Annotated in this window: 11 protein-coding genes and 1 pseudogene; 9 read left to right on the top strand and 3 right to left on the bottom strand. The window is 64.7% G+C overall.

Annotated features, from left to right (window positions below):
- Positions 1-233 (bottom strand): annotated as a pseudogene (locus V5F77_RS27260) (hypothetical protein); the annotation flags it as partial.
- Positions 234-1430: 1197 nt separating this feature from the next.
- On the opposite strand from V5F77_RS27260, the gene V5F77_RS27255 reads away from it, so the two are divergent.
- Genes V5F77_RS27255 through V5F77_RS27245 form a run of 3 tightly spaced genes read left to right on the top strand, consistent with a single transcriptional unit; the run spans position 1431 to position 6423 of the window.
- Positions 1431-1838: a FixH family protein gene (locus tag V5F77_RS27255; RefSeq protein ID WP_394040862.1), complete on the top strand. Its 408-nt coding sequence runs from the start codon at positions 1431-1433 to the stop codon at positions 1836-1838.
- The gene (locus V5F77_RS27250) at positions 1835-3253 is read left to right on the top strand and encodes an efflux RND transporter periplasmic adaptor subunit (protein ID WP_429008217.1); all 1419 of its coding nucleotides are present in this window, start codon (positions 1835-1837) and stop codon (positions 3251-3253) included. The genes V5F77_RS27255 and V5F77_RS27250 overlap by 4 nt, the downstream gene beginning before the upstream one ends.
- Positions 3250-6423, top strand: a complete 3174-nt coding sequence (locus V5F77_RS27245; protein ID WP_429008216.1) for an efflux RND transporter permease subunit — start codon at positions 3250-3252, stop codon at positions 6421-6423. The genes V5F77_RS27250 and V5F77_RS27245 overlap by 4 nt, the downstream gene beginning before the upstream one ends.
- A 147-nt stretch (positions 6424-6570) precedes the next feature.
- Here V5F77_RS27245 and V5F77_RS27240 read toward each other — a convergent pair whose 3' ends face one another.
- On the bottom strand, positions 6571-6789 hold the full coding sequence (locus V5F77_RS27240; RefSeq protein WP_394025802.1) for a hypothetical protein: 219 nt from the start codon (positions 6787-6789) through the stop codon (positions 6571-6573).
- 269 nt (positions 6790-7058) lie between these two features.
- On the opposite strand from V5F77_RS27240, the gene V5F77_RS27235 reads away from it, so the two are divergent.
- The 6 genes from V5F77_RS27235 (at position 7059) to V5F77_RS27210 (ending at position 10982) form a co-directional block, all read left to right on the top strand.
- The gene (locus tag V5F77_RS27235) at positions 7059-8552 is read left to right on the top strand and encodes a multicopper oxidase family protein (protein ID WP_394025800.1); all 1494 of its coding nucleotides are present in this window, start codon (positions 7059-7061) and stop codon (positions 8550-8552) included.
- A 14-nt stretch (positions 8553-8566) separates the two neighbouring features.
- On the top strand, positions 8567-8872 hold the full coding sequence (locus V5F77_RS27230; protein WP_394025799.1) for a hypothetical protein: 306 nt from the start codon (positions 8567-8569) through the stop codon (positions 8870-8872).
- A gap of 39 nt (positions 8873-8911) precedes the next feature.
- The gene (locus V5F77_RS27225; protein ID WP_394025798.1) at positions 8912-9115 is read left to right on the top strand and encodes an SRPBCC family protein; all 204 of its coding nucleotides are present in this window, start codon (positions 8912-8914) and stop codon (positions 9113-9115) included.
- A gap of 227 nt (positions 9116-9342) precedes the next feature.
- Entirely contained in the window at positions 9343-9858 is a 516-nt protein-coding gene (locus V5F77_RS27220; RefSeq protein WP_394025797.1) for an AI-2E family transporter, read from the top strand.
- A 540-nt stretch (positions 9859-10398) separates the two neighbouring features.
- The gene (locus tag V5F77_RS27215; protein WP_213375456.1) at positions 10399-10674 is read left to right on the top strand and encodes a type II toxin-antitoxin system ParD family antitoxin; all 276 of its coding nucleotides are present in this window, start codon (positions 10399-10401) and stop codon (positions 10672-10674) included.
- Positions 10671-10982: a type II toxin-antitoxin system RelE/ParE family toxin gene (locus V5F77_RS27210; RefSeq protein WP_213375458.1), complete on the top strand. Its 312-nt coding sequence runs from the start codon at positions 10671-10673 to the stop codon at positions 10980-10982. The genes V5F77_RS27215 and V5F77_RS27210 overlap by 4 nt, the downstream gene beginning before the upstream one ends.
- A gap of 206 nt (positions 10983-11188) precedes the next feature.
- Here V5F77_RS27210 and repC read toward each other — a convergent pair.
- Positions 11189-12431 (bottom strand): plasmid replication protein RepC (gene repC / locus V5F77_RS27205; RefSeq protein ID WP_429008215.1); only part of this gene is annotated, 1243 nt, incomplete at its 5' end.

Raw genomic sequence — 12431 nt, 5'->3', positions numbered from 1 at the left:
AGATTCTGGGCCAGGTCGCTGTCGCCGTGCTCATGCGATCCGCTGGAATGGCTGGCCTCGATCGGTGCGTGGTGTCCCTTCCCACCGCTCGATGCCATGGCGCCACTCGCAATGCCCCAGCCCGTGCTTGTCACCGAAAAGGCGAGCACGGTCAGAAGAATCATAAAGGGGCGAAGCGAACGCATCATAGCGGGTCGCAGGATATGGACGTCGCCGGGAATGGCAAGCGCCAATCTTGTCGCTACGGGAGAAGGTCGCTGGATGCGGCCAAAGGATCACAAGAATGTTGACACAAAAAGATCAAGAACGCCTGGCGCGCATTGCAAGTTGATACGGCGCAGGCCACGTTTTTGTGGTGATCTCGTGGCAATTTCTTCCCCAGCGAACTGCCTGGAAAGGAGGAAGGACCAAGCAGTGGGCCGTCTTATTCGCTACTGCGCTGCGCGAAAGCGCGTCTTTCGGGCGGCCAACGAAAAATTGCATCGAGTTTATGTGCCTTGAAACGAAGAACGGCTGGGGTCAACCCGCCAGGAGGAAACAATGAAACACGCTCGCTTTGCCATACTCGCGGGTGCCAGTGCGCTCGCTTTCGTCATTCCGTCCAGCCAAGCTGCAGCACATTCAGTTGCGAACGCGATCGGCGCTGCAGAGATCGCGCGTGTCGTGCAGGGCAAGACCTGTTCGACAAAGGCAGGGGCCAAGTTTTCGTTCGGTACGAAGGGGCAGTATGCCTATGACGGTCTCTGGAAGAACGACGGTCACTACCGGATAAGCACCGGCTTGATCACAGTCAGACTGCATAGCGGCCTTGAGAGGTCGTTTGCTGTGACAACGAAATCAAGCGTCTTGTACTTGGAGGACACGGCACTCTCGTGTGCAACCGACTTGACAGTGGCTGGCTCACATTAACGAGGGGCGCTTCCATCGCGGTTACCAATGTGACATTTAAGTGGGATGTATTGGTCGTGCCTCCATCGACTCCTCACGATCCTGGCGATCGTGGGGCTCGTTAGCGGGCCGTTCACCGCTTCGGTGAGCGGGCCCGCGATGGCGGCTGCGACCATGGCCGCGATGCCGGACGACATGCCGTGCTGCCCGGATGAAAAGCCGGCCGTCCCGGACTGCCAGAAGTCCTGTCCGTTGATGGCGATGTGCATGGCCAAATGCTTCTCGGTGGCACCGGCGCCATCTCACTTGGCCTCCGTTTTCTGGGATCGGAGGGATGCCGTCCGCCCAAGCAGCGACGCCGCGGGCGACGCACTCACGATAGAGCCTCCGGCTCGACCTCCGCGAATCTAGGACATCGCCGGCACCTCGGTGCCGGTTCGTGCCGCCCCGGCAAGGCTCGGGCGGCCGAGAGCGCGTGGCCGCAGGCCGCGCAACGCCGGGCGACAAGCTCGGCGCTCCAATGAATCCGGGATTTTCAGACTATGATGACCTCTCATATGAAGCGCGCCACAGCAGTGGCGCTGGCGGCCGTGCTTTCAATGGCGGCCCTCACGACGGCGCGTGCCGACATCACGGACTACGAGTTCCGCCTCGTCCAGACCGACGTCAAGCAGGGCAATGGCGCCATCGTCACGGTGCGGCTGGTCGACAAGCGATCCGGCAAGGCGGTGCCCGACGCGGTGATCTTCGCGACCCGCATCGACATGGCGCCCGACGGCATGCCGACCATGGCCGCGCCGATCGAGGCGCTGCCGTCGACCGAGCAGGGCGTCTACCGTTTCAAGACCAATCTGATGATGGCCGGCGGCTGGCAGCTTTCGCTCGGCGCCAAGGTTCAGGGCGAGACCGGCACAATCGAGAACAAGCTGGTCCTGAAGGCCGTGCCATGAAACGGATCGCCCTCACGGGCCTCGCCCTCGCCGCCATTCTGGCGGCGGGGGCCGGAGGTTATTGGGTGGGGCTTCGGGATTTTCCGATGCCGGGCCTTCGCGAATGGTTTGGGGTCGAGGACACTCTTGCAGCGGGCGGGCCGGCCGGCTCGGGGGCCGTGATCTATTATCAGGACCCCGACGGTCAGCCGGTATATTCGGCGACGCCGCGCCAGACCGCGGACGGTCGGGCGTTCCGCGCCGTCCGTGCCAGCGAGGATGTGAGCTTCGAGGACAAGCCACCAGCGACGACAGTGCCCGCCAGTGGTGGGACCAGGCGCGTTCTCTATTACCGCAATCCGATGGGCCTGCCGGACACGTCGCCCGCGCCGAAGAAGGACTCGATGGGGATGGACTACATCCCCATCCATGAGGGCGAGGACGACGGCGGCCCGATCGTGAAGGTCTCGCTCGGCAAGCTCCAGCGAACCGGCGTGCGGTCCGAACTCGTGCAGCGGCGCACTGTCGGCAGATTGGTGCGGGTGCCGGGAACCGTGCAGCTCGACGAGCGGCGCATCTCGGTGGTGGCGACCCGCAGCGACGCCTTCGTCAATGAGGTGGCGAACGTCACGACGGGGGACCGGGTGACGAAGGGCCAGATGCTCCTCCGGCTCTATTCGCCGGACATCGCCTTCGCGGCCGCTCAATTCATCACGGACCTCAACAGCGGCGGTCGGGACAGCGCCCTGGGGGGTGCCCGACAGCGCCTCGAAAATCTTGGCCTCCCGCCCGAGGCGATCACTGAGATCGAGCGGGCGCGCAAGGCGCCGCTGTCGATGGTCTGGCGGGCGCCGCGCGATGGCGTCGTGCTCGAACGCAATGTCGTCGACGGCATGAAGGCGGCGCCCGGCGAGGTGCTCTTTCGCCTCGCCGACATCTCGACCATCTGGGTGCTGGCGGACGTGCCGGAGTTCGACCTCGGCGCCGTGCGGCTCGGGGCGCCGGTGACGATCCGGGTGCGGAGTCTGCCTGGACGCAGCTTCGAAGGCCGTGTGTCGCTGATCTATCCGCAGGTCAGCGAAGCGACGAGGGCCACGAGAGTGCGGATCGAAATCGCCAATCCCGGCGGTGTTCTGCTCCCCAATATGTATGCCGAAGTGGAGATCGGCACCGGCGATGCCGCGCCGGTCGTTGCCGTCCCGGATAGCGCGGTGATCGACACGGGCACGCGACAGGTCGTGATCATTGATCGTGGAGAGGGCCGGTTCGAACCGCGCGACGTGAAGATCGGATTGCGCGGCCAAGGTTTCACCGAAATCCGCGAGGGCATTGCGGAAGGTGACCGTGTCGTTGTCGCGGCTAACTTCCTGATCGACGCCGAAAGCAATCTGAAGGCGGCGCTGCGCGGCCTGACCCCGCCGGAGGCACAGCCATGATCGCTCGCCTCATCGGCTGGTCGGCCCGCAATCTCGTGTTGGTCTTCGTCGGCACGATCTTCGCCGTTGCGGCCGGGCTCTATGCGCTGAAGACGCTGCCGCTCGATGCCATCCCCGACCTCTCGGACGTGCAGGTGATCGTCTATACCGATTATCCCGGTCAGGCGCCGCAGGTGGTCGAGGACCAGGTCACCTATCCGCTCACCACCGCGATGCTGACGGTGCCGAAGTCGAAGGTGGTGCGCGGCTTCTCCTTCTTCGGCGTCTCCTTCGTCTATGTGATCTTCGAGGACGGCACCGATCCCTATTGGGCGAGGAGCCGTGTGCTCGAATATCTTAATGCCGCCGCACAGCGATTGCCGGTGGGTGTGACGCCGACGTTGGGGCCGGATGCGACCGGTGTCGGCTGGGTCTACCAATACGCCGTCGTCGCCAAAGAGATGACGCTCGCCGAGTTGCGCTCGCTGCAGGACTGGGTGATCCGCTTCGGTGCGTCAAAGGCGGAGGGCGTTGCTGAGGTCGCCAGCGTTGGCGGCTTCGTGAAGCAATATACGATTGTGGTCGATCCGAACCGGCTGCGTGCACTGGGCATCCCACTCGACCGGGTGCGCGATGCCGTCAAGGCCAGCAACGCCGATGTCGGCGGACGCACCGTCGAGCTCTCCGAGTTCGAGTTCATGGTGCGCGGCCGTGGCTATCTCCGCGGCGTCGCCGACATCGAGAATGTGGTGCTGAAGACCGACCGCGGCGTGTCGCTGCGGGTCAGGGATGTCGCCCGCGTCGAGATCGGGCCGGACGAGCGGCGCGGCATCACCGAGTTGAATGGCGAGGGCGAGGTGGCGAGCGGCATCGTCCTGCAGCGCTTCGGCGCCAATGCGCTGACCGTGATCGAGAACGTCAAGGCACGGCTCGCAGAGATCGCGTCGAGCCTGCCCAAGGGGGCCGAGATCGTGCCGGTCTATGACCGTTCCGAACTGATCGGCCGGGCGATCGAGACGCTGAAGGGCACGCTGATCGAGGAGAGCATCATCGTCGCGCTGGTCTGCGTCGTGTTCCTGCTGCATCTGCGCAGCGCGCTGGTCGCCATCCTGATGCTGCCGGTCGGCGTTCTGATCGCCTTCGCGGCGATGAAGGCGATTGGGCTCGGCTCCAACATCATGAGCCTGGGGGGCATCGCCATCGCCGTCGGCGCCATGATCGACGCCGCCATCGTCATGATCGAGAACGCCCACAAGCATCTGGAGCGTGCGCCACCGGACAAGCCGCGTGTCGAAATCCTGATCGAAGCGGCGAGCCAGGTCGGGCCGGCGCTGTTCTTCAGCCTGCTCGTCATCACCGTCTCCTTCCTGCCGATCTTCACGCTTGAATCACAGGAGGGCCGGATGTTCGGCCCGCTCGCCTTCACCAAGACCTTCGCCATGGCGGCCTCGGCGCTGCTGTCGGTGACGCTGGTGCCGGCGCTCATGGTGGTGTTCGTGCGCGGCCGGATCATCCCGGAACACAGGAACCCGATCAACCGCTTCCTGATCTGGGTCTATCGCCCCGTCATCCGCGGCGTGCTGAAGGCGAAGATGCTCACCATCCTCATTGCGCTCGTCGTGCTGGGCGTGACGCTCTGGCCGGCGCGCCAGCTCGGCTCCGAGTTCATGCCGAACCTGGATGAGGGCACGCTGATGTACATGCCGACCACCCTGCCGGGCATCTCCGTCACCAAGGCGGCGGAGTTGCTGCAAGTGCAAGACCGGATCATCAAGAGCTTCCCGGAGGTGGTCTCGGTCTATGGCAAGGCGGGACGGGCACTGACGGCGACCGATCCGGCGCCGACCGAGATGTTCGAGACCATCATCAATCTGAAGCCGAAGCACGAATGGCGACCGGGCGTCACCATCGACAGCCTCAAGGCCGAGATGGACCAGGCGCTGCAATTCCCCGGTGTCTCCAATGCCTGGACCATGCCGATCCGTGCCCGCATCGACATGCTCTCGACCGGCATCCGCACGCCGGTCGGCGTCAAGGTGTTCGGTACCGATCTGGCCCAGATGGAGCAGTCCGCCCGCGAGATCGAGCGGGTGCTGAAATCCGTGCCGGGCACGTCCAGCGCCTATGCCGAGCGGGTGATCGGCGGCTACTATCTCGACATCGTGCCGGATCGGGAGACACTCGGTCGCTACGGCCTCGCTGTCGGCGACGTTCAGAGCGTGATCGCGACCGCGCTTGGCGCAGAGACCGTGACAACGACGGTCGAGGGTCGCGAGCGCTACGCAGTCACCATCCGCTATCCCCGCGACTTCCGCAGCGACCCGCAATCGATCGCCCGCGACATCCAGGTGCCGCTACCGGGAGGCGGAACGGTGCCGCTCGGCGAAGTCGCCAAGGTCGAGCTGACACGCGGCGCGACCTCGATTCGCACCGAAAACGGCCAGCTCGCGGTCTATGTCTTCGTCGACATCGCCGGCCGGGACCTCGGCGGCTATGTCGCCGAGGCGCAGCGGGTCGTCGCGAACGAGGTGAAGCTACCGCCCGGCAGCTATGTCTCGTGGAGCGGCCAGTTCGAATATCTGCGGCGCGCCGAGGCACGGCTGAAGATCGTCGTGCCGGTGACGCTGCTGGTCATCTTCCTGCTGCTCTACCTCAATTTCCGGGCGCTCACCGAGACGCTCATCGTCATGCTGTCGCTGCCCTTCGCGCTGGTCGGCGGCATCTGGCTGATGTGGTGGCTCGGGTTCAACATGTCGGTCGCTGTTGCCGTTGGCTTCATTGCCCTCGCAGGTGTCGCCGCCGAGACCGGCGTCATCATGCTGATCTATCTCGAACAAGCGATGGCGGAGCTGAAGGCAGAGCGGGTGGCGCAAGGACGGCCCTTCACCCGGGCCGACCTGTACCAGGCGATCATGCTCGGTGCCGTCGAGCGGGTGCGGCCGAAAATGATGACGGTCATCGCAATCACGGCCGGCCTCGTCCCGATCCTGTGGAGCACCGGCACCGGCTCGGAGGTGATGCAGCGCATCGCGGTGCCGATGATCGGCGGCATGGTGTCCTCCACGGTGCTGACGCTGGCCGTGATCCCGGCGGTCTACGGGTTGGTCAAGGGCTGGGGGCTGGCCGTGAACGCTGCGGCGTCCGACTCCGCGAGGCCGGAGTCTGTCGCCGGCCGGCTCGCCGCCGAGTGAGACGTGCGCCCCGGAGCCGGATCGGCGGTCCCGGCCCGAGGCCCTCGCGAAGGGACAAGTTCTCGTGACGAGAGAACGCCTCAGAGAGGCCGTTGATATGGGTCAAGGTGGAATTGTGAGGAGGGTGCCTTCTTGAAGCGGCAGGGGTCAGGTATGAGTGTCAGGTTGCAGACGATCGGACGGATGAGAGCGTTGCTGGCCTTTCTGGTCGCGATCGCGTTGCTTATTGCGCCTGTCGTTAGCGCGCAGGCCATGCCGTGTCAGGACCTTGTCCGCCACGAGCAAGCAACCGTTGTGGCAGGCGGGCAGCTTCAGGCTGCCGTCAGCGGCGATAGCCTCCAAGGTCATTCTCACGCTGTCGACCATACGCTCTGTTGCAGCAGCGCCTGCGCATCCTGTGTCGTGGCTCCTGCCGCACCGGGTGCGACAGTCCCGCAACGCATCGTGCTCGCTGCGCGTTACGAACAGCGTGATGAGATCGTCAGCGGCCTGGCCTTTCCACCCACCCTCGGTCCTCCTCGAACCAGTGCCTGATCGGACCTGACCTGATGCTCCGTGGGCATCGGGTCGCCCAATGCGCATTCGCATGATCAGTCAGCCGGCCTGCTGCCGGCACGGGAACAAGGACCCACACCATGAATCGTCGTCATTTTCTGAACCGGATGATGGCCGGAGCGGCCGCATTCGGCACATCGGCCGCCTTCCATCCAATTGAAGCCTGGGCGCAGGCCGCGGCCGATGCCGCCCCGCCCGCGTCAAACGCTGCGCCGCGCCCGCTTGGCGTGGTCAGTCGGACCATCGAGGTCAATGGCAAGGCCGCGCGCGTGTTCGGGCTTGCCCAGCCCGATGGCACGCCGGGCTTGACACTGGATGCCGGGAGCAGCTTCGACGTCGCGCTCTCCAACCGGCTCGGTGAGCCGACGCTGATCCATTGGCACGGCCTGACACCGCCTTGGCCGATGGACGGCGTGCCGGACAATCCCGCCGCGCTTCTGGGACCCTCCGAAACTCGCCGCTACACGTTCCCGGCCGGCGCCGGAGGCACACACTGGATGCACGCCCATACGCTGCAGGAGCAGAACCTGCTGGCGGCGCCGCTGATCATCCGGACCGCCGCCGACCGGCAGCGGGACGAGCAGGAGGTCGTGATCCTGCTGCACGACTTCTCATTCACGCCTGCGGAAGAACTGCTCGCGAAACTCAAAGGAAGCCCTGCCGCCGGCGCCATGCCGATGGATCACGGCGCGATGGGCCAAACCGATGCGATGAAGGGCATGGCCGGCATGACGGCCTCCGGCGCGACGGGCCAGATGCAAGGCATGCCGGGCATGGCGATGGACCTCAACGACATCGACTATGATGCCTACCTCGCCAATGACCGCACGCTGGGTGACCCTCAGGTCGTGACCGTCGACAAGGGCGGCCGGGTGCGCCTGCGGATCATCAACGGCGCGACGGCGACCGCCTTCACCATCGACACCGGAAGCCTGGATGGGCAACTCATCGCGGTCGACGGTCACGCCGTCCAGCCGGTCGCTGGGCGGTCGTTCCCTATTTCCATGGGCCAGCGACTGGATATCCGGCTGGCGCTGCCGAAGGCGGGCGGATCGTATCCGATCCTCGCCCTGCGCGAGGGCAGCACCGAGCGCGCGGGGATCATCCTTGCGCCCGCCGGCGCGACGATCGCCAAGATTCCCGTGCTCGGACAAGCCAAGGGACCAGTGCTCGGGCTCGACCTCGAACAGAGGCTGCGCGCCGTCGAACCGCTGGCGCAGCGTGCCGCCGACCGCAGCTTCGCGCTCACCCTGACCGGCAATATGGCGGACTATAGCTGGGGCATCGAAGGCGGCGACGCCTTGCGGGTGAAGCGGGGAGAACGCGTCGAGGTCGCATTGGCGAACATGTCGATGATGGCGCACCCGATGCACCTGCATGGGCACGCATTCCAGGTGGTCGGCATCAACGGCAAGACGGTCGGCGGCGCGCTGCGCGACACCGTCCTGCTCCCGCCGATGGCGCGCGTGACCGTGGCTTTCGATGCGGACAACCCCGGGCGCTGGCCACTCCACTGCCATCATCTCTACCACATGGCGACGGGCATGATGTCGTTCGTCAGTTACGACGCGTGAACGGGGAGAGTGTCATGCACCAACATGCCGATCATCTGCCCTTCGCGATGGGTATCGAAGGGCAACCGACATCGGCGAGGAACCATCCGCTGGCCGCCGCGATCGTGGAGGCGGCGAAGGAACGTGGCAATCGGTTCGGCGAAGCGCGGGATTTCAACCGTCCGGCCAGCAAGTGCGTCGTCGGATCGGTCGACGGCGGAAAACTCGCCATCGGGAGTCGATGTATCATGGTGGAAGCGGATGTCGAGCTGTCGGCCCTGACAGACGATGCCGATTTGAAGTCGCGGGCGCGTCCGAGACGCCTTCGGCGCCGCCGCTGACCTTCATGCTGCGCGCCGCGCGGTGACCCACACACGGCCATGGCAATCACCCGTTTCAATCTCGCCACCCTTTGGCGTCTCGAGCAGCCGCTCGATCGCGTGTGGGACTTGATCGTGGACGTCGAGGGATGGCCAGACTGGTGGCCGGCGGTAAAATCGATCACGGTCCTCGAACGGGGTTTCGCCGATGGAATTGGCGCCGCGCACTGCCTGACCTGGCGCACGGCCCTTCTCGGCCATTGATAAAGGAATGCCGAGTCGCCAAGCCGGCATTCGGTTCGACCCCAACCCGGCGAGCGTGACCAGGGTAATTGCGAGGTGATACGGTTCAGCGAACGAGGTCATCATGCATACGAGACGATGAGCGACATCATCATCGGCACCGCGCTACCGCCGCTGTTTCTCCTGGTGCTCTATGTCACTTGGTTCAGGATCGGAGAGCCTGAAACCGCAGATTGGAGCACTGCCTAGTGCCGAAGACGACGATCCAGGAGCTCAGCTTTATCGCAGTCGTCATTGCGGTGACGGCGGCCTTCGTCTGGCTTCTGCTTCCCTATTATGGCGCCATCCTCTGGGCTGTCATCCTGGCGATCCTGTTCAATCCGCTGCACAGGAGACTTGAGATCTGGCTGGGCGGGCACCGGAATCTTGCGGCGGCGGTCAGCGTCCTGGCCTGCATCTGCATCGTGGTGATTCCAGGTGCAGCGATACTGGCCTCTCTGGCCCAGGAGGCGGCCAGCCTTTACAATAGAATCAGCACGCGTCAATTCGATCTCGCGACGTTACTTGGGCAAATCCAAAGCGCGCTTCCGCCCTTTGTCGAGAGAACGCTCTCCACATTAAACCTGGGAGCGGGGGTCGGACTTGCTCGGATGGTGCTCCGTGCCCCCCGCATTGACGGCTCTCGGACGCATAACAACACTGCCGCAACGGGACACATTCGGTCCTGCGTCGCACCTCAGGTTGCAAGGGCGGATCGCGGCTGAAGAGCGGACCCATCCGCTGCGTGTGATCGATCGCATTCTTCACGATCACCTGAAACGGATATGACACCTGCCGCCCCCGCGCGGCGCCTGACCACAGGCCCTCCGCCGTACCTACAGCGCTATATGAAAGCGCGGTCCGGCTCCGGGCCTGCTCCGCTGCGCTCCGGTCGCGTGCCGCGACTGGACAGCCGCCAGAAAACAACGGTAACGACGGGATAACTGGACACTCTCGAAGACCGTAGCTCAACGAAGGTGTGCGGTCTCCTTCGCCGCCAAGGCGCGTGGCCTCCGCTTCGGCCCCTCTATCGAGCTTTGGCGGTCGCGCGGTGCACACCCGGGAGCCCGGCAACTTCGGCCACCAGCTTCTTGTCCTCGTTGATGAGGTGGTGCGCGTGCGCGATCTGCTCGGGCGACAAGGCAGGAGAGAGGGGCTTGCGGGAAATCATGCAAGCATGAAAGCGCGGGCTATGGTGTTTCCCGATCGGGACTCTATGTGTAGTGTTCAATCCTACTCAGCACCATCCAACACGGGAGATTCCCATGCGCAGCACACAGCAGTTCAGCGTCACGTTGCCGAACGAAATGGCGCAGATGGTCAAGACCAAGGTTTCGTCGGGCGAGTATGCCAGCGAGAGCGAGGTTATCCGCGACGGCCTGCGCGCCTTGCAGGCGCGCGACAAGGCCCTTGAGAGCTGGTTGCGCACGGAAGGCGTCGCCGCCTATGACAAACTAAAGGCCGATCCGAGCCGGGCGTTGGGCGTGGACCAGGTGCGCGAGCATCTTGCGGCCAAGCGCAGGCGGCCAGCCTCAGCGTGACCCATACCGTTCGTTTCACCCCGGAAGCTCTCAACCAGCTTGACGAGCTGGAAGCCCATATCGCCGGGGTAGGGTCGCCCACCGTGGCGGCGCGATATGTCGATTCCATCGTGGACTATTGCGAGAACCTGTGGACCTTCCCGCACCGAGGCACGCGGCGCGACGATCTTCGGCCGGGCCTGCGGACGCTTGGTTATCGGCGGCGCGTGACCATTCTGTTTGAGGTGTCGGATGATACCGTAAATATCATTGGCGTCTTTTATGGCGGTCAAGACTACGAGGCAGCCTTGCGGGACGACGACGAATAGCGTGGTGCCAACTACCCCGCCCCAGGGTCGTGGAGCGGCGCTCACAGGAGCACCGAATGGACGGGCGCGTACACCTGAGGTGGTAGAGCATGTGGCGATAGATCCAGTCCCACGGGCCAAGATCCGACCACGGTCGCGGCCGGCGCCAGCGGATCAGCTTGGAACAGCCGGCGACCTCGAACAGATGGCCGTATATCGATGGTCGGTCACCCCGCTACGCGCCGGGTTCCGGTGTCCCGCTTTCGCGTCGAGATCAGCGCCATCAGCATCGGCCCGACCGCAAAGCCGCCAGCTTCCGCGCGCCGCGTCAGGACGCGCAAGTACCCACCGGGATTCCTGATGGCCGGCGCACGCTGCAGGATCGCCGCGATGACGATACAGGCCCGACCCTCGCCGAGCACCTCGCACGCCTCGGTCCAAGCGCTCGGGCTGACGCCGAGCATGGTCCTAACAGTGGCGGCGGTCGCCATGAAATCGCGCCAGTGCGAGATTCCGTGCCGGGCATAGTCGACCAGGTCCGGACAGGCATCCAAAACCATGCCTAGCGGGATCGCCGCTTCCGCTGGCCTCAATGGTTCCTGATCTCGTTCGGACCTCGCCGCCCGGCTTTCTCGAAAGCCAGGTTCAGGTTCAATCGAGATTTCGGTGTTTGAACTCTGTATGTGGTGCTCGGAACGGGACTCTGTGGCGCCTGATTCCGCTGGTTTTACGTGTTGTTCCAACGCTGTGAGGATGGTTGCGGCCAGTCCCGCGAGTGCATCGGCAATCGGCTCGAGAGCCTGAAGATCCGCGCGGCGGGGGATCGAGCTGAGGATATCGACGAATCTGCGGTGCAGGCCCGGCCAATCGGCCGACACTCGCTCGTCTATGCCCGTCGCGATCATTTTGGCGATGTCGCGTCGGCTGAGCGTGATGCTCCGGCGCGCGACATCGAGCGCCCGTCGCTCGGCGCGAATGGTCTCGGCCAGGGCGGCGAACTCGTCGGCCCGGGCGATGAGCGGGCCGAGATCGAAGCCGAACGCCTGTTCGACTTCGCCGGCGGCGCCCTTGCGCGCGAAACGCTTGCCGTTCGGGCTATCGCGCCGCAGGATCAGTCCGCACTCGACCAGCACGGCGAGATGGCGGCGCAGCGTCGAGGGCGCGATGCCGTGAGCCCGCAACATCAGCGCCGTGTTCGATGGGAAGACGACGAGGTCGCCGGCTCCTGACACCAGCACCGTATCGGGATGGAACGTCAGCAGTGCGTTCAACACCGCCAGCGCGCGATCGGAGACCGCGAGCGTCGCCTTCGCCTCGCAGACGAGCCGAAACACCTGCCACTTGTGGACTGATTTGCCGTCGGGACACTTCTTCACCATGCGCTGCGTGTTGACGACGGCGCGCGTCAGCGTCCGTCGCCCGAATGGCGTCGTTGGGATTTGGCCAAGCATCTGCGTTCGCGTCCTCTCA

The organism is Roseixanthobacter psychrophilus, assembly GCF_043195195.1.
GTDB lineage: Bacteria > Pseudomonadota > Alphaproteobacteria > Rhizobiales > Xanthobacteraceae > NCEH01.
Note: the sequence above shows the minus strand (reverse complement) of the source record. Positions and strands in the feature narration are given on the sequence as shown.